The 22,841-nt window shown below is 62.9% G+C and carries 21 protein-coding genes and 1 pseudogene; 9 read left to right on the forward strand and 13 right to left on the reverse strand.

The genetic code is table 11. From position 1 onward, the window contains the following. Positions 1-273 precede the first annotated feature (273 nt). From ABHF91_RS07085 to ABHF91_RS07105, 5 genes are all read left to right on the forward strand, one after another. A protein-coding gene (locus ABHF91_RS07085; RefSeq protein WP_409422737.1) for an IS3 family transposase occupies positions 274-1,436 on the forward strand; the annotation gives its coding sequence in 2 pieces (ribosomal slippage) (positions 274-529 and positions 529-1,436; 1,164 coding nt in all). A gap of 208 nt (positions 1,437-1,644) precedes the next feature. Continuing rightward, the gene (locus tag ABHF91_RS07090; protein WP_409422754.1) at positions 1,645-3,270 is read left to right on the forward strand and encodes a subtype B tannase; all 1,626 of its coding nucleotides are present in this window, start codon (positions 1,645-1,647) and stop codon (positions 3,268-3,270) included. Between the two features lie 313 nt (positions 3,271-3,583). After that, positions 3,584-4,198, forward strand: a complete 615-nt coding sequence (locus ABHF91_RS07095; protein ID WP_409422755.1) for a MarC family protein — start codon at positions 3,584-3,586, stop codon at positions 4,196-4,198. A gap of 3 nt (positions 4,199-4,201) precedes the next feature. Next, positions 4,202-4,816, forward strand: a complete 615-nt coding sequence (locus tag ABHF91_RS07100) for a fumarylacetoacetate hydrolase family protein (RefSeq protein ID WP_409422756.1) — start codon at positions 4,202-4,204, stop codon at positions 4,814-4,816. Beyond that, on the forward strand, positions 4,810-5,472 hold the full coding sequence (locus ABHF91_RS07105; RefSeq protein ID WP_409422757.1) for an HAD family hydrolase: 663 nt from the start codon (positions 4,810-4,812) through the stop codon (positions 5,470-5,472). The genes ABHF91_RS07100 and ABHF91_RS07105 overlap by 7 nt, the downstream gene beginning before the upstream one ends. Before the next feature lie 48 nt (positions 5,473-5,520). On the opposite strand, the gene yegD is transcribed toward ABHF91_RS07105, so the two are convergent. The 5 genes from yegD to uraA form a co-directional block, all read right to left on the reverse strand. Continuing rightward, positions 5,521-6,882, reverse strand: a complete 1,362-nt coding sequence (gene yegD / locus ABHF91_RS07110; protein ID WP_409422758.1) for a molecular chaperone — start codon at positions 6,880-6,882, stop codon at positions 5,521-5,523. A 131-nt stretch (positions 6,883-7,013) separates the two neighbouring features. Further along, positions 7,014-7,598: a hypothetical protein gene (locus tag ABHF91_RS07115; RefSeq protein WP_409422759.1), complete on the reverse strand. Its 585-nt coding sequence runs from the start codon at positions 7,596-7,598 to the stop codon at positions 7,014-7,016. Positions 7,599-7,676: 78 nt separating this feature from the next. Continuing rightward, positions 7,677-8,999: a Na+/H+ antiporter family protein gene (locus ABHF91_RS07120; protein WP_409422760.1), complete on the reverse strand. Its 1,323-nt coding sequence runs from the start codon at positions 8,997-8,999 to the stop codon at positions 7,677-7,679. An 86-nt stretch (positions 9,000-9,085) separates the two neighbouring features. Next, positions 9,086-9,721: a ribonuclease T gene (rnt, locus tag ABHF91_RS07125; RefSeq protein WP_409422761.1), complete on the reverse strand. Its 636-nt coding sequence runs from the start codon at positions 9,719-9,721 to the stop codon at positions 9,086-9,088. 33 nt (positions 9,722-9,754) lie between these two features. After that, positions 9,755-11,020 carry a uracil permease gene (gene uraA, locus ABHF91_RS07130; RefSeq protein ID WP_409422762.1) on the reverse strand — a complete coding sequence of 422 codons (1,266 nt, stop codon included), beginning with the start codon at positions 11,018-11,020 and terminating at the stop codon, positions 9,755-9,757. A gap of 324 nt (positions 11,021-11,344) precedes the next feature. Between uraA and ABHF91_RS07135 the strand changes: the two genes are divergently transcribed. From ABHF91_RS07135 to ABHF91_RS07145, 3 genes are all read left to right on the forward strand, one after another. After that, the gene (locus ABHF91_RS07135; protein ID WP_409422763.1) at positions 11,345-12,955 is read left to right on the forward strand and encodes a hypothetical protein; all 1,611 of its coding nucleotides are present in this window, start codon (positions 11,345-11,347) and stop codon (positions 12,953-12,955) included. 217 nt (positions 12,956-13,172) lie between these two features. Next, positions 13,173-13,688: a GNAT family N-acetyltransferase gene (locus tag ABHF91_RS07140; RefSeq protein ID WP_409422764.1), complete on the forward strand. Its 516-nt coding sequence runs from the start codon at positions 13,173-13,175 to the stop codon at positions 13,686-13,688. Positions 13,689-13,919: 231 nt separating this feature from the next. Continuing rightward, positions 13,920-14,798, forward strand: a complete 879-nt coding sequence (locus ABHF91_RS07145; RefSeq protein WP_409422765.1) for a flagellar protein MotY — start codon at positions 13,920-13,922, stop codon at positions 14,796-14,798. Positions 14,799-14,870: 72 nt separating this feature from the next. Here the strand turns inward: ABHF91_RS07145 and gloA are convergent, their stop codons facing one another. Genes gloA through rsxA form a run of 8 tightly spaced genes read right to left on the reverse strand, consistent with a single transcriptional unit; the run spans position 14,871 to position 21,802 of the window. Next, positions 14,871-15,278 (reverse strand): lactoylglutathione lyase, encoded by a 408-nt coding sequence (gene gloA, locus ABHF91_RS07150; protein ID WP_409422766.1) that lies wholly within the window; start codon positions 15,276-15,278, stop codon positions 14,871-14,873. Positions 15,279-15,282: 4 nt separating this feature from the next. Further along, positions 15,283-15,924 carry an endonuclease III gene (gene nth / locus ABHF91_RS07155; RefSeq protein ID WP_409422767.1) on the reverse strand — a complete coding sequence of 214 codons (642 nt, stop codon included), beginning with the start codon at positions 15,922-15,924 and terminating at the stop codon, positions 15,283-15,285. An 8-nt stretch (positions 15,925-15,932) separates the two neighbouring features. Continuing rightward, complete coding sequence (locus ABHF91_RS07160) at positions 15,933-16,667, reverse strand: electron transport complex subunit E (protein ID WP_409423094.1); 735 nt, start codon at positions 16,665-16,667, stop codon at positions 15,933-15,935. Positions 16,668-16,705: 38 nt separating this feature from the next. Further along, positions 16,706-17,338, reverse strand: coding sequence for an electron transport complex subunit RsxG (gene rsxG / locus ABHF91_RS07165; protein ID WP_409422768.1), 633 nt, complete (start codon positions 17,336-17,338; stop codon positions 16,706-16,708). Further along, positions 17,338-18,387 carry an electron transport complex subunit RsxD gene (gene rsxD / locus ABHF91_RS07170; protein ID WP_409422769.1) on the reverse strand — a complete coding sequence of 350 codons (1,050 nt, stop codon included), beginning with the start codon at positions 18,385-18,387 and terminating at the stop codon, positions 17,338-17,340. Before rsxD ends, rsxG begins: the two co-directional genes overlap by 1 nt. A 1-nt stretch (position 18,388) precedes the next feature. Beyond that, a complete protein-coding gene (gene rsxC, locus ABHF91_RS07175; protein WP_409422770.1) occupies positions 18,389-20,662 on the reverse strand; it encodes an electron transport complex subunit RsxC in 2,274 nt (757 codons plus the stop codon). Continuing rightward, a complete protein-coding gene (gene rsxB / locus ABHF91_RS07180; protein WP_409422771.1) occupies positions 20,655-21,218 on the reverse strand; it encodes an electron transport complex subunit RsxB in 564 nt (187 codons plus the stop codon). Before rsxB ends, rsxC begins: the two co-directional genes overlap by 8 nt. 2 nt (positions 21,219-21,220) lie before the next feature. After that, positions 21,221-21,802, reverse strand: a complete 582-nt coding sequence (gene rsxA, locus ABHF91_RS07185; RefSeq protein ID WP_409422772.1) for an electron transport complex subunit RsxA — start codon at positions 21,800-21,802, stop codon at positions 21,221-21,223. 227 nt (positions 21,803-22,029) lie between these two features. Here rsxA and ABHF91_RS07190 point away from each other — a divergent pair. Continuing rightward, positions 22,030-22,824: pseudogene (locus ABHF91_RS07190) on the forward strand (DMT family transporter); the annotation flags it as partial. Between the last annotated feature and the right edge of the window lie 17 nt (positions 22,825-22,841).

Genomic DNA, 22,841 nt, shown 5'->3' on the forward strand with positions numbered 1-22,841 from the left:
TGTCTCGCAATACAGGCGGCTTAGGCCGTAATGCTCATCAGTTAAGGCGCCGTTGGCGCCTTAACTGCATCAACGACACGGTTTTTTGAGGCAAAAGCCAACCCCACCCCTTGAACAAGGGGTGGGAAACATCGTTCCTCCCCCTTACCAAGGGGGAGGTTAGGAGGGGGATGGCTTGCCTCGGGCGGCCATTCATGAGTATCTCTGTAGTGGTCTAATCATCCCGGACACCATTTTAGGTGGTAAAGTCGCCACCGTAACCCGAGGTGTTCAATGACAAGACAACGTCGTTCATTTACTGCTGAGTTCAAACTCGAAGCGGCGAGCTTGGTGCTCGAACATGGCTATTCCGTGCCCGATGCTTCCCGCTCACTCGGTGTCGGTGAAACCGCACTCCGTCGATGGGTTCAACAGCTGCAATCCGAACGGAATGGTTCCACACCGGCCAGCAAGGCGCTGACGCCAGAGCAGCAAAAAATCCAGGAGCTGGAGGCGCGGATCAACCGACTTGAACGCGAAAAAGCGATCCTAAAAAAGGCTACAGCTCTCTTGATGGCGGACGATCTCGAACGTACGCGCTGATCGAGCGATTAAGAGAGCATGAGTCTACCGAACTGGTCTGTTCTGTGTTTGATATCGCAAGCTCATCTTTTTATGAGTATTTGGCGCGTAAGGGCCATGTAAATCGTGAACGGCTGCAGCACAGAAGTGAAGTGCGGCGCTTGTTCAAGGAAAGTCGGGGCTCTGCTGGTAGCCGAACCCTGATGTTGAGGCTGCGTGAGTTGGGACACCAAATTGGTCGATTCAAGGTGCGTAGCCTGATGAAGGAAGCGGGTTTGGTATCGAAGCAGCCCGGCTCTCATGCCTATAAAGCGGCGCAGTGTGAACGACCGGACATCCCGAATTTATTGGCACGTGAGTTTGCTGTTGCGCAACCAAACCGCGCCTGGTGCGGTGATATCACCTACGTCTGGGCCGGTGGCCGCTGGTATTACTTGGCGGTGGTACTCGATCTCTGTACTCGGCGGGTGATTGGTTGGGCGCTGTCCGATAAGCCGGATGCCGACTTGGCCGTGAAAGCCCTGGATATGGCTTATCAGCAACGAGGCTGTCCGCCGGGAGTGCTGTTTCACAGCGATCAGGGTAGCCAGTATGCCAGTCGGAAATTTCGGCAACGGCTGTGGCGTTATCGGATAACCCAGAGCATGAGCCGACGAGGCAACTGCTGGGATAACGCCCCCATGGAGCGGGTATTCAGAAGTTTAAAGACAGAATGGATCCCTGAGACGGGATACCAGAACCTCCAGGAAGCAAAACGGGACATCAGCTGCTACCTGATGGACTACTACAACTGGCGGCGACCCCATCAACATAACGATGGGCTCCCGCCAGCAGAAGCCGAAAATCGGCTTAACAGAGTGTCCGGATTTAGTTGACCACTACACTCGGTTTCTTAACTGACCAGCATTACGGCTTAGGCCGCCTTGTTTTTTTACGGCCTGTCACAGCTGGGCAACTGGCTTTTGCCAAGCTTTACCCGGGCCCGGCTTGTACCGGTGCCGTCTACAGCCACAATGAGGGCTTGCGTTTTGCCCCGGCAGGCAGCCTGCCGCTATGCTTGGCAACTGGCCAAGGAGAGCCCCTATGATGAAACCCATTGCCCGCCAGGCCCGGCATCTGGCCTGCGTGATCACCGCTCTGTGTGCCGTTCAGGCCACGGCTGCCACCCAGTCCGATCCCCTGGCATTTGCCGCCGATCAGTACCGCCTGGAAACCCGCACAATACAGACGGCCACCGGCAGCCATCAGGTCAGTTATCGTCTGTATGAACACCTCCCCTATGTGGCGAAGCCCGTGGATCTGGCCTACCAGAGCCTGGATGTCTGGGTGCCGGAGGCCATCGACGGGACCGCCATCGATGCCACCGGCGCCCCCATGCTGCTGAACATCAAGGTGGGGGGGTATAGATCGGTCAGCAATGCCAAGGGTGGCATGCCGGACTTCTCCGCCATGACAGGCCAACCGGGTGATCAGCCTCCCGGGCAAGGTAAACCGCCAGAAGGAGGTAAACCGCCAGAAGGGGGTAAACCGCCAGAAGGGGGTAAACCGCCAAAGGATGGCCAGCCGGGTGGGGCCGGCATGCCACCTGGCCAAGAGGGTGTCGCACCTGGTGGCGGCATGGGCGGGGACAAGGCCGACCTGGCCCTGGCCGCGGGCTATGTGGTGGTAACCCCAGGGGTGCGGGGGTGGGATAACCAGGATGCCAAGGGACAGTATGTGGGCAAGGCGCCGGCAGCCATCGTGGATCTCAAGGCGGTGGTGCGCTATCTGCGCCATAACGATGCCAGCATGCCGGGGAATGCCGAGTGGATCGTCTCCGCCGGCTGCAGCGCTGGCGGGGCCTTGTCCGCCTTGCTGGGCATCTCGGGCAACAGCCCGTTCTACACCCCCTACCTCAAGGCCCTGGGGGCCGCGGATGCGCCGGATAATATCTTTGCCAGCGCCTGTTACAGCCCGATCGCCGATATCAACCATGCGGATCTCTCCTACGAGTGGCAGTTCGGTGATTTGCCGGTGAACGGCAAGAAGGTGGATGCCCGGCAATCTGCCGAGCTGAAGGCGGGCTTCGGCCCCTACCTGGCCTCCTTGGGGCTCAAGGGGCCGGGGGACGTCGGCTCCCTGAGTGTGGAGAACTATGGCGACTTTGCCTTGCGCTACTACCTGCAACCTTCCGCCACGGCCTATCTGGCCGGGCTGGATGAGGCGCAGCGCAAGGCCTATCTGGCGAAGCAGCGCTGGATCCACTGGCAGGATGGCCAGGCCAGTTTCAGCTTCGCCGACTTTGTCAGTCACGGCAGCCGGATGAAGGGGGTGCCGGCTTTTGATGATGCCAAGCTCAGCTCGCCGGAGTCGCAACTGTTTGGCGATGCCAGCACACCGGCCAATCACTTCACCCTCTATGGTCTGCGCCAGGCCAAGGGGCGGCAGGATGTGCAGCTGGATCCTGCGCTGGTACAGCGCATCGCCATGATGAATCCTCACTATTTCCTCTCCCAACCGGACCGGGGCATGGCGGGGCACTGGTGGCTGCGTAACGGCAGTCGGGACAACAACAATGACCTCTCGGTCATGCTGAACCTGGCCACTGGCCTGACTAACCGCGGCAAGGCGGTCAACGCGGCCCTGTTCTGGGATGGGGGCCATTGTGCCGACACGGACCCTGCCGGCATGGTCCGTTGGATAGGCGAGATCACGGGCTATGCCCACTGAGGAAGAGGCCGCCGGAAGGCGTAAGGCTCATCAGTTAAGGCGCCAATGGCGCCTTAACTGTGTCAACAACATGGTGTTTGAGGTAAAAACCAAGCCGGCTCCTTCCCCTTAAACAAGGGGGAGGTCAGATGGGGGATGGCCTGCCGCTGGCGTCCATTCATGGGTATTTCTTGACTGACCAGCATTGCCGCCATCAGGCCGCCTTTTTTATCGCCGACTCAATGAGTTGGCCGCCATAGTGTGATCTGGCGCAGCTATGGTAAGGTGACGCTTCATCGGCCCTGGCCGACCCATTCACCGCGAGGAGTTGCCTGTGTCCCATCCCGAGATCCTGAGCACTCTGGTCCTGCTCTGGGCCGTCATCGACCCTATCGGCACCCTACCGGTGTTTATCTCTTCCACCCGGGGCTGCTCTGACGCCGAGCGACGCAAGATAGCCAGGGTGGCGGCACTGACCGCCGGCGGCATACTGCTGTTCTTTATCGTGGCCGGTGAGGTGTTGCTGCGGGCCATGGGGGTGCCACTGGTGGCGTTTCAGATCGCAGGTGGCCTCATTCTGTTTCTGTTTGCCCTCTCCATGATCTTCGGCGAAGGCAAGCCGGAGGGCGAGATGCGCATGGCGCGCTCGGTGAAGGAGACTGCCGTTTTCCCCCTGGCCACCCCCTCCATCGCCTCGCCGGGGGCCATGATGGCGGTGGTGCTGCTCACCGAGAACGCCAGCCACTCCTTGGCCCAACAGGCCCTCACCGCCGTGCTGATGCTGCTGGTGATCTTCACCACGTTTCTCTTGATGCGTTTCGCCACTCCCATAGCCCGGCTCATCGGTGACATGGGAGCCAGCATCGTCAGCCGGGTGATGGGCATGCTGCTGGCGGCCATCGCCGCCACCAATGTGCTGGCCGGGCTTAAAAGTTACTTCATGGGGTAGGGGATGAATTCAATCACAGTGGGGCAGCAGCGCCTGCTCCTGGGCAAGCTGGTGTGTGTCGGGCGCAACTTTGTCGCCCATATTGCCGAGCTGGGCAACGAGGTGCCGGAGCAGATGGTGCTGTTCTGCAAGCCCGGCTCGGCCCTCACCGAACGGCTGGCGGCCAGCCATGGCGGCGAGCCGCTGCATTACGAGGCGGAGCTGTGCTTTGCCTATCAGGCCGGCAAGCTGGCCGCCGTGGCCCTGGGGCTGGATCTCACCAAGCGCCAACTGCAGTCCTATCTCAAGGCCAAGGGACTGCCCTGGGAGCGGGCCAAGGCCTTCGACGGCTCGGCCCTGCTGTCGCCCTTCGTGGCTTACGATGCCCATCAGGAGCTGGAGTACGAGCTGTGCCTTGACGGTGAGCGGCTGCAGCACGGCCGAGAGTCCCTGATGATCCACTCGCCGACGGCCATCCTGGCGGAGACCCAGGGCTTCATGGCGTTGCAGGACGGCGATGTGCTGATGACCGGCACCCCGTCCGGCGTGGGGGTAGTGCCGGAAGGCGGTGTCTTCACCGGCCGGGTGTGGCAGGGGGAGCAGACCCTGCTGACGGTGCGCTGGGAGGCGGCATGCTAAAGGGCATACTGTGGGACAACGACGGGGTGCTGGTGAACACCGAACACCTGTTTTACGAGGCTAACTGTCGGCTGCTGGGGGAATACGGCGTGGGCCTGAGCCCCCAGGAGTATTTCGACTGGTTCCTGCAGGACGACCGCGGGCCCTGGCATCGGCTGGCAGGCTTCGGGGTGGGGGAGGCGCAGATCCCGGCGCTGCGGGCCCGGCGCAATCGGCTCTATGCCCAGCTGCTGGAGGAGCAGGCCGACAGCCTGGCCATTCCCGGCATGGAGGATCTGCTGGCGCGGCTGCAGGGCCGGGTCAGCATGGGGGTGGTGACCAGCGCCTACCGCACGCACTTCGATCAGGTGCATGCCCGGCTGAGCTATGCAGAGCGGCTGGGCTTTGTGTTCAGCGCCGAGGATTGTCAGCGCAGCAAGCCGGATCCCGAGCTCTACCTCAAGGGGCTGGCTCACCTTGGTCTACCCACTGAGGCTTGCGTGGCGGTGGAGGACTCGCCCCGCGGCCTGGCGGCGGCGCGGGCGGCGGGGCTGCGCTGCATCCTGGTGCGCCACCCCCTCACCGCCGGCGGCGATTTTCGTCACGCCTATGCGGTAGTGGACTCGGTGGCGGAGCTGGAAGCTCTGCTGGATGCGCTGATCGGGGACAGGGCCTGAGACATGCCTCAGGCCGGTTGCATTAGCACCTATCGGCAGGGTTAACGGTTAGCCGTAGCAGCGCTCGGCCCAGCGGGCCAGGCCGGCGATGACGCTGCCGAAGTGATCCCCTTCCACCAGCGGCAGATCCGGGTAGCGCTGTTGCAGCCAGGCGCGGATCACCGGCGAATGGGCGCTGCCACCGGTGACAAACAGGGCATCGGGTTGGCGCCCGGCCTGCTTCATGGCCTCATCCGCCAGCAGGCCGATCTTCTCCAAGAGCGGCAGGCTTACCTGGGCCAGTTGGTGGCGGCTGAACTCCACCGGCAGTGGCGGCCGCTCAAGCGCAATCAACTGCTGCACCTGCTCCGCCTGGGCCAGGCCTATCTTGGCCTGCTCGCTCTGCCACACCAGCTGGTGGCTGAGCTTCTCCTCCCTCACCCGTATAAAGCGATCCAGCAAGGCCGGTTCCTTGGCCTCCCGCCGCAGCTGCTGCAGCAGGCGGCCGGTCTCCGGCGCATGAAAGCGCCCCAATGCCTGGACGTCGTTGATGGACATGGCGTCCCAGTACAGGGGCGCCGGCATGGGCAGGCCCCGCTGGTTCTGGGAGGCCATGCCGCACAGTCCCATCAGGCCGTTCACCGCCAGGCGGATGTCGAAGTCGTTACCGCCGATGCGCTCGCCGGTGTGGCCCAGCAGATCCGCGCTGCGGTCGGTGAGTCGTGCCCGATCCGGGCCCATGCGCAGCAAGGAGCAGTCGGTGGTACCGCCGCCGATGTCCAGCACCAGCACCAACTGCTCTGAACTGAGGCTCGCCTCGTACTCCAGCCCCGCCGCCACCGGCTCAAACTGAAAGCTCACCTCGGCAAAGCCCGCCAGCCGGGCCGCCCGCTGCAGGATCTCCCTCGCCTGACGGTTGCTCTCCTCACCCCCCAACCCCTGGAAGTTCACCGGCTGACCTATGACCGCCTGCTCGATTTCGGCGCCCAAAGCCGTCTCGGCCCGGGACTTGATGGTGGTCATCATGGCGGCTACCAGATCGCAGAACAGATCCAGCTGACTGGCGGAGAGGCCGGTGGCCCCCAGGAAGGACTTGGGCGACTTGAGGTAGTAGCCCTCTTCGGGGGCCTCGAGATAACGGGCGGTGGCGGCCCGGCCCACCAGCAGCTCGTACTCCAGCCCTTCGTCATCCAGCTGGGGCCGCAGCCGGCGGCCCTTGGCGATGGCCAGTTGCCTGGTCTGGGCGAAGGCCGCCTGCTGGCTCACCGGCAACAGGCCGTGCAGCAGATCGGCGATGGCCTCGCGGTGGGGGGCAAACAGGGTGGAGGGCAGGTAGCTGTCGCCGCCTTCGAGCGGCAGGCGCCGCACCCGGCCCTGATCCATCAGGGCCACGGCACAGTTGGAGGTGCCGTAGTCAAAACCGATATGCATATGGCCTCCGGGCACAAATGGGGGCCGGGCAGGCTACCTCACTTTGGTCGTGACTACCAGTGGTGTTCGCCCCGGGGCGGGGCGGCGACGGCCAGCACGCTAGCTCGGCGCTGTGCTGGCCACCGGAACCGCTAGCCCTGACAGTTCTGGCTACCCTGGGCACAGGGCGTCTTTGCGCCCGGCGTGGGGGTCACCAGGAGCTTATTGCCCTGGGGACGCTGCTGGTTCTGCTGCTGGTGTTGCTGGCCACCCTGAGGACGCTGCTGGTTCTGCTGCTGATGTTGCTGGCCACCCTGGGGGCGCTGCTGGTTCTGCTGCTGGTGTTGCTGGCCACCCTGGGGACGCTGCTGGTTCTGCTGCTGCTGTTGCTGGCCGCCCTGGGGGCGCTGCTGGTTCTGCTGCTGATGTTGCTGGCCGCCCTGGGGGCGCTGCTGGTTCTGCTGCTGGTGTTGCTGGCCGCCCTGGGGACGCTGCTGATTCTGCTGCTGGTGTTGCTGGCCGCCCTGGGGGCGCTGCTGGTTCTGCTGTTGGTGTTGCTGGCCGCCAGGGCGCTGCGGGTTCTGCTGCTGGCGATGCCCCTCCTGATAGATGCGGTCATGGCCGTAGACCTCCTGGCGACCGCCATCGCCATCGCGGTAATAGTAGGGCACACAGCCGCTGCACAGCAGGGCCACCAGCAGGCTGGCGGTGGATAATCTGGCACCTTGTCTGTTCATCGCTTGCATTCTCTCTGGCTAGGGTTACCACAGGTGGCCGGGGCGGCGCTGGGCCGCCCCGGCGAAGGGCGTTGCCGATTAGAGTACCATGCTGGCAATCCAGCCGAAGATCAGCAAGGGAATATTGTAGTGGATGAAGGTGGGCACCACTGTGTCCCAGATATGGTCGTGCTGGCCGTCGGCATTGAGGCCTGCGGTGGGGCCCAGGGTGGAGTCGGAGGCCGGTGAACCGGCATCCCCCAGGGCGCCGGCGGTGCCGATGAGCGCTATGGTGGCCAGGGGCGAGAAGCCCAGCTGCAGGCACAGGGGCACATAGATGGTGGCGATGATGGGCACGGTGGAGAAGGAGGAGCCGATACCCATGGTGATGAGCAGGCCCACCAGCAGCATGATAAAGGCCGCCAGCCCCTTATGGCCGATCAACGAGCTGGCCACCGCCTGCACCAGGCTCTCCACCCCGTGGGTGGCGTTCATCACCGCGGAGAAACCGGCGGCCGCCACCATGATGAAGCCGATGAGGGACATCATCTTCACCCCCTGGGTGAAGGTGTCCTGGCTCTGCCTGAAGGGCACCACGCCCCCCAGGGTGAAGATGATGAAGCCCACCATGGCCCCCAGAATGATGGAGTCGGTGTACAGCTGCAGCCCCAGGGCGGCGAGGATGGCCACCAGGGCCACCAGCACGTGGCTGCGCTGTACGTGCAGCTTCTCCGGCTCGGCGGCCAGGATGCGGGCCAGATCATACTCCCGCGGCTTGCGGTAGCTGATGAAGATGGCGCACAGCAGGCCCAGCGCCATGCCCCCCACCGGGATAGCCATGGCCAGGGGCAGTTGGGCGCCATGCACCTGGACGCCGTTGCTGGCCAGGTTGGCGGCCAGAATGGTGTTCAGGAAGATGCCGCCAAAGCCCACCGGCAAAATCATGTAGGTGGCGGTGAGGCCGAAGGTCAGCACGCAGGCCACCAGCCGGCGATCCAGCTTCATCTGCGCCATCACGTGCAGCAGGGGCGGGATCAGGATGGGGATGAAGGCGATGTGCACCGGGATCAGGTTCTGGGAGGAGATGCTCACCCCCAGAATGGCCATCAGCAGGAGGCTCTTGACCCACAGCAGGCGGCCGGCGGTGGCGTCGCCGCCCAGCTGGCGGATCACGCTGTGGGCCAGCAGATCCGTGATGCCGGAGCGGGAGATGGCCACGGCGAAGGCCCCCAGCATGGCGTAGGAGAGGGCTATGGTGGCGCCGCCACCCAGCCCCTCGGTGAAGGCGTTCAGGGTGTCGGTGAGGGACAGACCGCCCACCAGACCGCCCACCAGGGCGCTCAGGGTCAGGGAGATCACCACGTTGATGCGCAGCAGGCTCAGCAGCAGCATCAGGCAGACGGCGATGACGACGGGATTCATCTGGCTAGTTCTTCCGTTTGGTTACACATGACAAAAAAAGAACAGGCCCGCAGGCCTGCTCGCACTGGTTTAGGTTCGTTGCGGGGTCAGGCGCAAGGCGGCCAGCCCCCCAGGGCCTTCCAGCGGTTGACGATATAGCAGAACAGCTCGGCGGTTCGCTGGGTATCGTACAGCGCGGAGTGGGCCTCCTTGTTGTCGAAGGGGATGCCGGCCGCCTGACAGGCCTTGGCCAGCACCGTCTGGCCCAGGGCCAGGCCGGAGAGGGCCGCGGTGTCGAAGGTGGCAAAGGGGTGGAACGGGTTGCGCTTTAGGCCGGCGCGCTCCGCCGCCGCCATCAGGAAGCCGTGATCGAAGGCGGCGTTGTGCGCCACCACTATGGCCCTGTGACAGCCGGTCTCCTTGAGCCCCTTGCGCAGCCCCTTGAAGATGCCCCCCAGGGCCTCCTTCTCGCTCACCGCACCCCGCAGGGGGTTGAAGGGATCGATGCCGTTGAAGGCGATGGCCGCCTCCTCGATGTTGGCGCCCTCAAAGGGCTCCACATGGTAATGGAAGGTGTCATCGATCTTCAGCCAGCCTTCCTCATCCATGGTGAGGGTACAGGCGGCGATCTCCAGCAGGGCATCGCCCTGGGCGTTGAAACCGGCGGTTTCCACGTCGATCACCACGGGGTAGTAGCCGCGAAAACGGCCCTTCAAAGGATGTACGCTTGCCTGGTCGGTCATCGGATTCCTGGTGTTCGGTTATTAGGGAGCCCCTCAGGGCTCCATGATGTCTTGACGGTTCATCCAGCCCAGGCGGTCGAACAATTCGAACAGCAGGCTGACGGCGATGGACAAAATGGTGGCCAGGGCCATGCCCTTCAAGGACACTGAGCCCATCTCCAGGTGGGCGCCGGACAGGCCGACGATCAGCACGATGGAGGTGAGGATCAGGTTGCGCGGCTTGCTGTAGTCCACCTTGGACTCCACCAGCATACGGATACCGGAGGCGGCGATCACGCCGAACAGCAGCAAGGAGACGCCGCCCATCACGGGCACCGGGATGGAGTGCACCACGGCGGTGAACTGACCGAAGAAGGCCAGCAGGATGGAGAAGACGGCGGCGCCGCCGATGACCCAGACGCTGTAGACCCGGGTGATGGCCAGCACGCCGATGTTTTCACCATAGGTGGTGGTGGGCACTGAGCCGAAGAAGCCGGACAGGGTGGTGGAGACACCATCCCCCATCATGGATCTGTGCATGCCCGGGTCCTTGCGCAGGTCCCGCTCGACTATCTTCTCGGTGACGATGAAGTGGCCGATGTGCTCGGCGATCACCACGAAGGCGGCGGGCAGTATGGTGATGATGGCGGCCAGCTCGAACTTGGGATGATAGAAGGTGGGCATCTTGACGGCCGGGGCGGCGGCGATGGCGGCAAAGTCCACCATGCCCAGGGCCCAGGCTGCGCCATAGCCCACCAGGATGGCGATGAGGATGGGGATCACCGCCAGGAAGCCGCGGAACAGCACGGAACCGAACACCACGGTGGCGAAGGTGATCATGGCCACGGCCACCGTCTTGGGATCCAGGGTCTCGGCGGTGAGGCCGGCCATGTTGGCGGCCACCGGGGCCAGCTCCAGACCTATGATGGCGACGATGGCGCCCATGGCGGCGGTGGGGAACACCACATCGATCCACTTGTAGCCGAAGGTCTTGATCAGCAAGGAGGTGATGATAAAGATGAGGCCGGAGGCGATGAAGCCGCCCAGGGCCGTCTCGTAGTCATAGGCCGCCATCACGGCAAACACCGGGGAGAGGAAGGCGAAGCTTGACCCCAGGAAGGCCGGCACCTTGCCCTGACAAAGGAAGAGATAGATAAGGGTGCCGATGCCGTTGAACAGCAGCACTGTGCCCACGTCGATCTTGAACAGCATGGGCACCAGCACAGAGGCGCCAAACATGGCGAACAGGTGCTGCAGGCTCAGCGGAATGCTCTCCAGCCAACCGGGTTTCTCATCGATCTGGATGATACGTTTACGCATCTAAGACTCCCTTCCTTCGTGTGTTTATGCGTTGTTTATGGGGTTTGACTCGTCCATGACGCTAAGGACGCAACATTATGTCAGATCTTGTGCTGCAAGCCCACCCCGGCACAGGTGCCAAGACGCGGGCCGCCTCGGGGTTTAGCGCGCAAAATTCCGCCCAAACGTGATCTTTGCCAAACGAGGCCATATCGGTGCAAAACGATTGCGTTAACGTAGGTTAGGCTTAGTTTCGAAACCAAACGTTCTCCCGGTGTTTGTATGCGTTGTTGGGCTTCATTTTATCTGACTCAACGTACGGGTTTGCTCTTGAGGAATTTGACCATGCTTGTATACGCCAATAATTTTCTTTTTGAACCGAATAAGGGAGCTGAGCAGATCGTTCAACTCATCGCAAAATGGGTGGGGAGACGAGCAAAGAGTTTTGTCGATTCAAGACGACTTGCAGAAGGAATCCGCGAGTTGACACTCAGGGATGGCAGTATATTGACTTCACGTGCCACTTCGTCTGACATCAAAGGAAGAACCTTCCCATTCTGGTTTTGTGCGCAGCTTAGTCACCGGGATAATAAAATTTCGGGCAGACGTTGGATCACTGAAATCGGCTTACATCAGGAGGCTGAAGGGCAGCCAATAGAGTGCTCTTTGCTGCTGAGGACTGACGAGGTAAGCGCACGGGTGAATGCGTCGATTCAGGTAACTCGGCCGAAACTGGTTGAGCAGCTCATCCTGTCATGCAATCCCCTAGGGCAAACCCCTGGTTTGAAGGTCAAGCAACTTACGCTGGAAAGTGCATCAGCTTTTTTGCGTGAGGTGGAACGTGACGAGCGCAGTTATCCGATTGTGATTATGAGCAGCAATCACGATAACCAGTACCCGGTCGCTCCAGAGCGCTTGCGTTCTATATTGGTAGGCTTGGCTGAAGTCGTTTGCGTGCCGGCAGAAGAAGATACCTTTGCAATAGAAGAGCTTGTTGGGCGCCGCTTCATAGCTTTTGGCGGGGCACTTAAAATTGTTTTTCCTGGTCGCAAAGGCGATCGAGGACTCTTTTATGAAACAGTGCTGTTGCGCCCTGAAGAGATTAGCGATCTGCTTGATAGCCGCCAGTCGCTCGAGTCCGAGATCCTATCCACGATAACGCATCGTACCAACTTGCCATTTTCATGGCGGCATATTTCGCCAGAGAAAGTTGGACAGGCTGCACTCCGCGCCCAGTTGGTGGAGATGATCGAAAGGGTCAAAACTGGGAATCAATCAGATGAGTTAACGGAATATGTTGCTCTGCTGGAGTCTGCTGACCAAGAACTTCAATCTAAAGACAAAGAGCTTGCATGCATTCGCTCCAATCTCGAAGAAAAGGAACAAGAGGTTCGCGTGCTGCAAGCTGGTATCGCCAACCTGAAACATGCATTGAGTGGTCAGCAATCAAATGATGATAGCGGTGATGGCCTTTTGGAGGTCTTAGCGCCTTTACGTGATACTGTTACGGCTGTTCTCAAAGGGAGCCCCAGTCTCCAGCAAACTGTAGATCTGATCGCCACACTGTATTCGGACAGGATCATTTTTCTGGAAACGTCAAAGAGTTCAGCTAAAGAATCTGATAGAGGCGGGTTCCGTGAAGGGGCGAAGGCCTTTGATCTATTGCAAAGGCTCGCAACAGAATATTGGCAGCAGCTTGCTGATGGAAAAAGCGATCAACAGGCAAAAGCCGTGTTTGGACAAAACTCTTATGCGGCTAATGAAGCCAGTGCCTTGAGCAACGATGGCAAACGCCGGCGCACTTTCAGCTATCGGGGGCGTGATTTCCTGATGGAAACACATTTGAAGCACGGAGTGAAAGACAGCCTAGCAGAAACGCTACGAGTCCATTTTGAATGGTTGGCTCAAGAGAATAAGATCATCGTTGGCCATTGCGGAAAGCATCTAAATTTCTGATGAAAGCTGGCCCGTAGGGGCGATTAGCTTTGCGTAATCGCCCGTTAAAATATCCTGTAAACAAGGGGTTGATTTGATGGGGGGAGGCGATATTGCTAACAACCAACCTCCGGGATGCTTCTTCGCTGCGGTTTCCGTGCGGGCGATTACGCTGCGCTAATCGCCCCTACGCATAATTTATTCACCGTGTTGGTCACCAAGCTGAGGAAATAAATCAATGCACCCGGATCTGCTAATCCGCGATGAGACTCCCGCCGATTGGGACGCCATCACGACCGTGACCGAGGCGGCCTTTGCCAGCCTGGAAATCAGCCAGCATACCGAGCAGTTTATTATCCAGGCGCTGCGGGTGGCAGGTGCCTTGAGCGTCTCGCTGGTGGCGCACATCCATGGCCGCGTGGTGGGGCATGTCGCCTTCTCGCCTGTCACCCTGTCGGATGGTACGCCCAACTGGTACGGGCTGGGGCCTGTGTCCGTGCTGCCGGCCTATCAGCGTCAGGGCATAGGTCAGGCGCTGATCCAGGCCGGTTTGGCGCGACTCAACGCCTTGCAGGCGGGAGGCTGCTGCCTGGTGGGGCATCGCGAATATTATGTAAAACTAGGCTTTCGCAACCCGGATGGGCTGGTCTATGAGGGCGTGCCGCCTGAGTATTTCTTCGCCCTCTGCTTTGACGGACAGCTGCCGCAGGGCACCGTCAGCTTCCATCCGGCCTTTGCCGCCACCGGCCATTAGGCGGGGCGGGGGTTAACCAAGCTGCCGCTGGATCTCAGCCTGGGCGGCCACCGAGGGGTTGTCTGGTAAGCGTCAGGGCTACTAACCGGCCTTATCGCCACTCGGTTAAGATCTCAAACGAGCCCTGCTGGTGCCGCCGCTCCGAGGCCGGGAAAAGTTCAGGTAAAAAGCCTAAAGTTGTTCGCCGGTCCGCCGATAGGGGAAGTAATCAGTGGGCTGGGAGTTTGGGCCGTGAACAAGTGGATGACTATCATGTTAGCCGGCGTGGTGCCTTTTGCCTTCGGCGAAGGGCTGCTGGAGTATAGCGCCCCCATGGATCAGTCCGAGTGGCGACTGGCCAGCGACACGCCGTTGGAGTGTCGCCTGGAGCATACCATCCCGGGTTACGGTCAGGGCGCCTTCGTCAGCCGCTCCGGCAAGAAGGTGAACATGGACTTCGAGCTGGCCCCCTACCGGCAGAACGTGCGCCAGCAGTCGGTGACCCTGAGAGCCATTCCCCCCTTGTGGCGGCCGGGCCAGGCGGAGCAGGGCATCAGCACCATCCGCTTCTATGCCCAGTTCGACGGTCTGGTGGACGGCCAGGCCGCCTGGACCATGCTCTCGGATCTGGAGCGCGGCTTCTATCCCTCCTTCTTGTTCAAGGACTGGTATCACAGGGGCCAGAGCGTGCGGGTCTCCCTCTCCTCGGTGGGCTTTCCCAGCCGCTATCAGGCGTTCCTGAGCTGTCTCAACAACCTGCTGCCCTATACCTTCGAGGACATCGCCTTCAGCGTGCTCAACTACGAGAGCAACAGTGATCGCCTCACCCCCTATTCCCAGCGCCGCCTCGAGCAGATCGCCGAGTACGTCAAGGCGGATCCCACCATAGATCTCATCCTGCTGGATGCCTACACCGACAGTTACGGTGGCAGCTGGCCCAATCAGCAGCTCTCCGACAAGCGGGCGGCGTCCCTCAAGGCCTTCTTCACCCAGCAGGGGGTGCCGGCGGAGCGGCTGCAGGTGGCGGGCCACGGCGAGAAGCAGCACATCGCCAGCAACGAGACCGAGGTGGGGCGGCAGACCAACCGCCGGGTGGTGATCTCCATGGAGAAATTCCTGCCGCCCATCTAGGGGGCTTTTGGCAAAGCGGTCGATAAAAAAAGCCGGACACTATGTCCGGCTTTTTTATTGGCGCTGGGGCGCTCAGCCGGCCAGGCCGGCGCCGGTGTGCTTCTGATTGATCAGCTCAATCTTGTAGCCGTCCGGGTCCTGCACAAAGGCGATCTCCGTGGTGCCGCCCTTCACCGGCCCCGGCTCCCGGGTGATGGTGCCGCCGGCGGCGCGGATGGCCGCACAGGTGGCGTAGATGTCGGCCGCCTCGATGGCGATGTGGCCGAAGGCGCCGCCCATCTCGTATTCGCTGACCCCCCAGTTGTAGGTCAGCTCGATCACTGCCTCGTCCTTTTCGTCGCCGTAGCCGACGAAGGCCAGGGTGTACTTGTACTCGGTGTTTTCGCTCTTGCGCAGCAGTTTCATGCCGAGGATCCGGGTGTAGAAATCAATGGCGCGATCCAGGTCGCCCACCCGCAGCATGGTATGAAGAATACGCATCGGTTTATCCCTCCGGTTCTGTTTTTGTTTTGAATTCGCACAAATCTTCGATGAGACAGGAGCCGCAGCGGGGCTTGCGGGCCAGGCAGGTGTAGCGGCCATGCAGGATCAGCCAGTGATGGACATCCTGCTTGAACTCTGCCGGTACCACCTTCAGCAGCTTCTCTTCCACCTGATTGACATTCTTGCCCGGGGCGAACCCGGTGCGGTTGGAGACCCGGAAGATATGGGTGTCCACGGCGATGGTGGGCCAGCCGAAGGCGGTGTTGAGCACCACGTTGGCGGTCTTGCGGCCCACCCCGGGCAGGGCCTCCAGGGCCTCCCGGCTCTCCGGCACCTCGCCGCCATGCTGTTCCAGCAGGATGGCGCAGGTCTTGAGAATGTTTTCAGCCTTGGCATTGTACAGGCCGATGGTCTTGATGTACTGCTTCAACCCCGCCAATCCGAGGTCCAGGATGGCAGCGGGGGTGTTGGCGATCACAAATAGTTTATCTGTGGCCTTGTTGACCCCCACGTCGGTGGCCTGGGCGGAGAGGATGACGGCAATCAGCAGCTCGAACGGGCTGCTGTAGTTGAGTTCCGTGGTGGGGTGGGGGTTGGCCTCCCGCAATCGCTCCAGGATCTGGCGGCGCTTGTCCTTGTTCATGGTACTCCTTAGAGCTGGGTCACCCGGGCGCGGGTGATCGCCACCTTGGCCTGGGCCGGCTTGCGCAGCCGGGCGTCGATGGCGTTCTTGGTGGCGATGAGAAAGCCCAGGGTCAAGAAGGCGCCCGGCGGCAGGATCGCCAGCAGGAAGCCGGCGTCCGTGTGGTAGATCTCGAGGCGCAGGCTGGCGGCCCAGGGGCCCAGCAGCTGATCGGCGCCGTCAAACAGGGTGCCCTGACCCAGCACCTCGCGGATCCCCCCCAGCACCAAGAGAACGCAGGTGAAGCCCACCCCCATCATCAGGCCGTCGAAGGCGCTCAGCAGCGGCGGGTTGCGGCTGGCGAAGGCCTCGGCCCGGCCTATGATGATGCAGTTGGTGACGATGAGGGCGATGAAGATGCCCAGGGCCTGATAGAGGCCGAACAGGTAGGCGTTCATCAACAGCTGCACACAGGTGACGAAGGCGGCGATGATCATGACGAACACCGGAATGCGTATCTCGTTGGGCACCCATTGGCGCACCAGAGAGACCGCCAGGTTGGAAAGCACCAGCACCAGCGTGGTGGCCAGCCCTAGCCCCAGGGCGTTGACCGCTGTGCTGGTCACCGCCAGCACGGGGCACAGGCCCAGGATCTGCACCAGGGCAGGGTTGTTCTTCCACAGCCCCTGCAAGGCGATCTCCTTGTAGGCCGGGTTGATCAGCTGCGGACCGGGCACGCCGCAGCCCTGATGCAGGGTGCTCATAGACTCTGTAGACGGGGTCTCGGCGGAATGTGATTCGCTCATGGCAACTCCTGGCAGGGGGGAGCCTGGGTCAGGCTCTTGGGATCATCCTTAAGCAGCAACAGCAGCTGGCGCACGCCCTTGACCACGGCGCGGGGGGTGATGGTGGCGCCGGTGAAGCTGTCGAACATTCCACCGTCCTTGTCCACCGCCCAGCGGGGGTCGTCACGGCCCTGCAGCTTCTTGCCGGCAAAGCCATCCAGCCAGTTGCTCTTGCGCCGCTCTATCTTGTCCCCCAGGCCCGGGGTCTCGTTGTGCTTGAGCACCTCCACCCGCAACAGCTGGCCCTGGGTATCCACGGCGCTCAGCAGTTGGATGCTGCCGCCATAGCCCTCGGCCGCCACCGAGCCGATGATGTAGGCGCTGGGTTTACCCTTGAGGCTAGCGATGTAGATTTCGTGGGGCTGGTCGTCCCCCAGATACGTGGGGCTCGTGATCAGCCGGCAGCTGGCCAGCAGATCGTTGTCGAAGCGATCCTCGGGCAGCATGCGGCCCAACGTGGCCTTCAACTGAACCGACTGCTGCTGAGCGATGGGCTCGGCGGTGAGCCACTGGACGCCGCTCACCAGGGCCGTGGTGGCCACGGCGAACAGGGCCAGGCGCAGGCCGTTGCGTTGCATGGAGGCCAGCATCAGCGCACCTCCCCATAGACCTTGGGCCGGGTCAGCTTATCCAGCAGGGGCACGCCTATGTTGGTCAGCAGCACGGCGAAGGCCATGCCGTCCGGGTAGCCGCCAAAGTGGCGGATGAGGAAGACCAGCAGGCCGATGATCAGGCCATAGAGCAGACGACCGCGCACCGTGGTGGCGGCGGTGACGGGATCCGTGGCGATGAAGAAGGCCCCCAGCATGGTGGCGCCAGAGAACAGATCCAGGGTCGGCAAGGCAAAGTGCTCCGGTGCCAGGCCCCAGGCCAGACTGGCGGCGCCCCCCAGGCCCAGCAAGAGCCCGACGGGGATCTGCCAGGCGATGGTGCGGGTGGCCAGCAGGAACAGGCCGCCCATCAGATAGGCCAGGTTGATCCACTGCCAGCCGGCGCCGGCCCAGTGGCTGAAGGTGGGGCCGGCCTGGATGTCCGCCAGGGCATGCCCCTGTTTGAGCCCGGTCTTAAGCGTGTCCAGCGGGGTGGCCATGGTGGTGCCATCTGCCGCCATCTTCAGCTGATGCACGCTGTAGCCGTCCAGGGTGAAGCCGGTGAAGATGGCGTTGGCGGCATCGGGCAGGTTCACGGAAAACTCACCCAGGCCCGGGGCGGGCAGCCAGCCGGTCATGTCGCCGGGGAAGGAGACCAGCAGCAGCACATAGGCCACCATGGCCGGGTTGAAGGGGTTCTGCCCCAGACCGCCGTACAGCTGCTTGGCCACCAGGATGGCAAAGGCGCTGCCGATCACCGCCACATACCAGGGGGCCAGGGGCGGCAGGGCCACCGCCAACAGGCTGGCGGTGAGCAGGGCGCTGCTATCAAACAGCGGCGTCAGGGGACGCTGACGCAGGGTGAGCACCAGGGCCTCGGTCGCCAGGGCCGTCACGCCACACAGCAGCAGCTGGAAGATCACCCCCCAGCCAAACAGGAACCACTGGGTGATGAGCCCCGGCAGCAGGGCCAACAGCACCAGACGCATCAGGTGGCCCGTGGTCTGCTGACTGTGGCTATGGGGTGAGATGGCAAGCGTAAAAGCCATATCAGTCGGACTCCTTGGATGAGGGCGGTACCTGGGGGGCACTGTTGTCTGCGGCGGCGTCCCGAGCCGCCTTCTTGGCCTTGGCCCGGGCGATGGCGGCGGCCACCGCGGCCTGCCGGGGATCGGCGGCCGGTTCTTCGGTGAGGGCATCGGGCTGCGGGGCAGCCGGAGCGCTGTCGGTGACGGCAGCCGGCGTGGCCTCCAGGGTATCGGTGCCCGCCTCCCGAGCCGCCTTCTTGGCCTTGGCCCGGGCGATGGCGGCGGCCACCGCGGCCTGGCGGGGATCGGCGGCCGGTTCGTCCGTTGCCGAGGTAGTAGACGCGCTGTCCGCTTCGGCAGCCGGCGTGGCCTCTGGGGTATCGGCGCCCGCTTCCCGGGCCGCCTTCTTGGCCTTGGCCCGGGCGATGGCGGCGGCCACCGCGGCCTGCCGGGGATCGGCGGCCGGTTCGTCCGTCACCGAGGTGCTTGACGCCTTGTCCGCTTCGGCAGTCGGGGTCGGCTCAGTGGTATCGGCGCCTGTGTGCTGAGCCGCCTTCTTGGCCTTGGCCCGGGCGATGGCGGCGGCCACCGCGGCTTGCCTGGGATCGGCGGCGGGGGCGTCAGCCGTCGGCTCGGCAGGGGCGGTTTGGGAGTGGCTGGCCGCCTCGGCCGCCAGCGCGGCCTTCTTGGCCTTGGCCCGGGCCACGGCGGCGGCAATGGGATCCTCGGCGGCAACCGGGGCCGCCTGGCCGGCCTGCCTGGCCTTGATACGGGCCAGGGCCGCCGCCACAGGATCGTCGCCACCGGCGTCTTTCATCTGGGCGCGGCGGGCCTCGTTGGCCGCCTGCATCCGGCGTTCCCGCTCCAGCCGCTCCTCTTCCAGGCGCTGCTGCTTGTCGGCGAAGCGCTGCTTGGCCCGCTCGGCCTGGGCCTGTTCCTGGCGCTGGGCGCGCAGCTGGGACTTGGCCTGGCGGTAATACTGCACCAATGGAATGTTGCTGGGGCAGACCCAGGCACAGGCGCCGCATTCGATGCAGTCAAACAGCCGGTACTGCTCGGCGGTGTCCAGCTCGCCGGACTTGCTGTACCAGTACAGCTGCTGGGGCAACAGACTGGCGGGGCAGGCGTCGGCACACTGGCCGCAGCGGATGCAGTTCATCTCCTCGTCCCGGCTTGGCAGGCTGGACTGGCTGGGGGCCAGCAGACAGTTGCTGGTCTTCACCAGGGGGACATCCGCATGGGGCAGGGTGAAGCCCATCATGGGGCCGCCCATGATCACCCGCTGGCCGGGTTCGGGATCCAGGCCGAAGCGCTGCATCAGCCAGCGCACCGAGGTGCCGATGCGTACCCAGGCGTTGCCCGGCTGGGCCAGGCGGTCGCCGGTCAGGGTCACCACCCGGCGGATCAGGGGTTCATCTTCCACCACCGCCTGGCGGATGGCGTACAGGGTGCCGACGTTCTGCACCAGTATCCCCATCTCGATGGGGGGCTTGCCGCTGGGCACCTGGCGTCCGGTGAGTATCTCGATGAGCTGCCGCTCGCCGCCGGAGGGGTACTTGGTGGGCAGCACCTTCACCAGGGTGTGGGCGTTTTTCACCTGGGCCTTGATGGCGGCGATGGCTTCGGGCTTGTTGTCCTCGATGGCGATCAGGGTCAGCTGGGGCTTCAAGATCTGCTGCAGCAGGGTGATCCCATCGACGATGGCCGCCGCCTCGTCCCGCATCAGGCGATCGTCGGCTGTGATATAGGGTTCGCACTCGCAGCCGTTGACGATGAGCAGCGGCAGGGGCTCGTGCCGGGCAAAGGCCTGGGCGCCCTTGAGCTTGATGTCGGTGGGAAAACCGGCTCCGCCTAAGCCGGCGATGCCGGCGTCGTGGATGCGCGCCAGCAGGGCGTCCGGGTCACGCGCCGCATAATCGGGCCAGGGCTCCCGGGGGCGCCAGGTGTCCTGACCATCGGTCTCGATCACTATGCAGGGTTCGCTGAGGCCCGACGGGTGGGCGACGGTATGCTCTTCAATGGCCACCACAGTGCCCGAGCTGCTGGCGTGGATGGGCACCTGCATGGGGGAGCTGGGGGCGGTGAGGGGCTGGCCGGTGAGCACCCGATCCCCCACCTGCACGCACAGCTCGGCGGCGGAGCCTATGTGTTGCTTCAGGGGCAGCACCAGCAGGGGTGGCAGGCCGGCATCCTGCAGGGCCGACCGGCTGGAGAGCTGCTTGTGCTCCTGGGGGTGAATGCCGCCGTGGAAGTCCCACAGCTTACCCTGGCGGATCTGTTCGAGCAGGCTATTCATGGCTGTTTACTACCTTCACCGGGATCCTATCCAGCTCCCATTGCCAGGTGTCCGGGGTCTCGGGCAATGCAATCATCTCGATACAGTTGGTGGGGCAGGGGTCCACGCAAAGATCGCAGCCGGTACACTCCTGCCGCAGTATGGTGTGCATCAGCTTGGGGGCCCCCACGATGGCGTCCACCGGACAGGCCTGGATGCACTTGGTGCAGCCGATGCAGCGGTCCTCGTGGATGAAGGCCACCTTCTTCACCGGCGCCTCCACCGGACCCTCACCCTTGGGAGGCTCGACCCCCAGCAGATCGGCGATCTTGTTGATGGTGGGTTCGCCGCCGGGCACGCACTTGTTGATGGCATCCCCATTCGCCACGGCCTCGGCATAGGGGCGGCAGCCGGGATAGCCACACTGGCCACACTGGGTCTGGGGCAGCAGGGCGTCGATCTGATCGACTATGGGGTCGGCCTCCACCTTGAAGCGGATGGCGGCATAGCCCAGGATCAGGCCAAACACCAGGGCCAGCAGGGCGAACAGCAGTATGACGACTAGGAAATGGCTCATGGTCAGGGTTTGATGAGTCCGGTAAAGCCCATGAAGGCCAGCGACATCAGGCCGGCGGTAATCATGGCGATGGCGATGCCGCGAAACGGCAGGGGCACGTCCGCCGACGCCAACCGCTCCCGCAGGCTGGCAAACAGCACCAGCACCAAGCAAAAGCCCAGGCCGGCCCCCAGGCCGTAGATCAGGCTGGCCAGAAAATCATGGCCCGAGCTGACGTTGAGCAGCGACAAGCCCAGCACTATGCAGTTGGTGGTGATGAGGGGCAGGTAGATGCCCAGCAGGCGGTAGAGGGCGGGACTCGTCTTGTGCACCACCATCTCGGTGAACTGCACCACCACGGCGATCACCAGGATGAAGGCCATGATCCGCAGGTAGCCCAGCCCCAGGGGCGCCAGCAGCCAATGCTCCACCAAATAGGTGAGCATGGCGGTCAGGGTCAGCACGAAGGCGGTGGCCAGGCCCATGCCGGCGGCGGGCTCCAGCTTACGGGAGACCCCCATGAAGGGACACAGGCCCAGGAACTTGACCAGCACGAAGTTGTTTACCAACACGGTGCTGATCAGTAGCAGCAGATAGTCTGTCATTAACAACGCATAGCCGGGAAAAACGGTCCTTATTATCGGTGCTTGCCCGCGCCATAACAACCCAAAAACCGCGTGTCTTCTACCGGGCGGCCCCCGGGACTGGCCAGAAGAAATATCGGCGCTGTCCCCTACCGACCAGGGGATCCAACCAGTACACTGGCAAACCGCTGTATTATTGCTGGAGTCGTAACGTGCAATTGCTTCCCCTGGCGTCCCTCACCCTGGCCATGTCCCTGTGGGCCAGCGCCTTCATCGCCCTCAAACACATCCTGGCCCTCTGGGGACCGGGGCAGGTGATCTTCTGCCGTATGCTGGTGGCCAGCTGCTGCTTCCTCTTGATGTACAAGGGGTTGGGCAAGTTTCGCTATCGGGCCGGCGACTGGCGCTGGCTGCTGCTAATGAGCCTGGCGGAACCCTGCTTCTACTTTCTGCTGGAGGCCAACGCCCTGCGCTTCACCACCGCCGGGCAGGCGGGGATGATCACCTCCACCCTGCCGGTGCTGGTGTCGCTGGTGGCCTATTTCACCCTGGGGGAGCGGGTGAGCGCCCGGCAGTGGCTGGGCTTCTTGCTGGCCATGGCCGGGGTGACCGTGTTGAGCCTGTCCGGCACCCAGAGCGAGAACGCCAGCAATCCGCTGCTGGGCAACCTGCTGGAGTTCGGTGCCATGCTCTGTGCCGCTGTCTACTCTGTGGTGCTAAAAAAGATGTCCAGTCGCTACAGCCCCTTGACTCTGACCTCGATCCAGGCCTTCATCGGCACCCTGTTCTTCCTGCCCCTGGCCCTGTCCGAACCCTGGCCCCAGCAGACCGGCGCCATGGAGCTGGGGATCATCTTCTACCTGGGCACCTGTATCACTTTGGGGGCCTATCTGCTGTTCAACTGGGCCATCACCAAGATGCCGGTGACCATTGCCAACGCCTATATCAACCTCATTCCCGTGTTTACCCTGCTGTTTGCCTACCTGCTGCTGGGGGAGACCCTCAATCATATCCAGCTGATGGCCTCGGGCCTGGTGCTGGTGGGGGTGGTGCTGAGCCA

Origin of the sequence: Pseudaeromonas aegiceratis (genome assembly GCF_046254905.1) — a bacterium.
Taxonomy (GTDB): Bacteria; Pseudomonadota; Gammaproteobacteria; order Enterobacterales; family Aeromonadaceae; genus Pseudaeromonas; species Pseudaeromonas aegiceratis.

Bases quoted from the DNA above. Each gene is read 5' to 3' on its own strand.
- ABHF91_RS07090 (WP_409422754.1), top strand. From the start codon at position 1,645: ATGATGAAACCCATTGCCCGCCAGGCCCGGCATCTGGCCTGCGTGATC.
- ABHF91_RS07100 (WP_409422756.1), top strand. From the start codon at position 4,202: ATGAATTCAATCACAGTGGGGCAGCAGCGCCTGCTCCTGGGCAAGCTG.
- ABHF91_RS07105 (WP_409422757.1), top strand. From the start codon at position 4,810: ATGCTAAAGGGCATACTGTGGGACAACGACGGGGTGCTGGTGAACACC.
- yegD (WP_409422758.1), bottom strand. From the start codon at position 6,882: ATGCATATCGGTTTTGACTACGGCACCTCCAACTGTGCCGTGGCCCTG.
- ABHF91_RS07115 (WP_409422759.1), bottom strand. From the start codon at position 7,598: ATGAACAGACAAGGTGCCAGATTATCCACCGCCAGCCTGCTGGTGGCC.
- ABHF91_RS07120 (WP_409422760.1), bottom strand. From the start codon at position 8,999: ATGAATCCCGTCGTCATCGCCGTCTGCCTGATGCTGCTGCTGAGCCTG.
- rnt (WP_409422761.1), bottom strand. From the start codon at position 9,721: ATGACCGACCAGGCAAGCGTACATCCTTTGAAGGGCCGTTTTCGCGGC.
- uraA (WP_409422762.1), bottom strand. From the start codon at position 11,020: ATGCGTAAACGTATCATCCAGATCGATGAGAAACCCGGTTGGCTGGAG.
- ABHF91_RS07135 (WP_409422763.1), top strand. From the start codon at position 11,345: ATGCTTGTATACGCCAATAATTTTCTTTTTGAACCGAATAAGGGAGCT.
- ABHF91_RS07140 (WP_409422764.1), top strand. From the start codon at position 13,173: ATGCACCCGGATCTGCTAATCCGCGATGAGACTCCCGCCGATTGGGAC.
- gloA (WP_409422766.1), bottom strand. From the start codon at position 15,278: ATGCGTATTCTTCATACCATGCTGCGGGTGGGCGACCTGGATCGCGCC.
- nth (WP_409422767.1), bottom strand. From the start codon at position 15,924: ATGAACAAGGACAAGCGCCGCCAGATCCTGGAGCGATTGCGGGAGGCC.
- ABHF91_RS07160 (WP_409423094.1), bottom strand. From the start codon at position 16,667: ATGAGCACCCTGCATCAGGGCTGCGGCGTGCCCGGTCCGCAGCTGATC.
- rsxG (WP_409422768.1), bottom strand. From the start codon at position 17,338: ATGCTGGCCTCCATGCAACGCAACGGCCTGCGCCTGGCCCTGTTCGCC.
- rsxD (WP_409422769.1), bottom strand. From the start codon at position 18,387: ATGGCTTTTACGCTTGCCATCTCACCCCATAGCCACAGTCAGCAGACC.
- rsxC (WP_409422770.1), bottom strand. From the start codon at position 20,662: ATGAATAGCCTGCTCGAACAGATCCGCCAGGGTAAGCTGTGGGACTTC.
- rsxB (WP_409422771.1), bottom strand. From the start codon at position 21,218: ATGAGCCATTTCCTAGTCGTCATACTGCTGTTCGCCCTGCTGGCCCTG.
- rsxA (WP_409422772.1), bottom strand. From the start codon at position 21,802: ATGACAGACTATCTGCTGCTACTGATCAGCACCGTGTTGGTAAACAAC.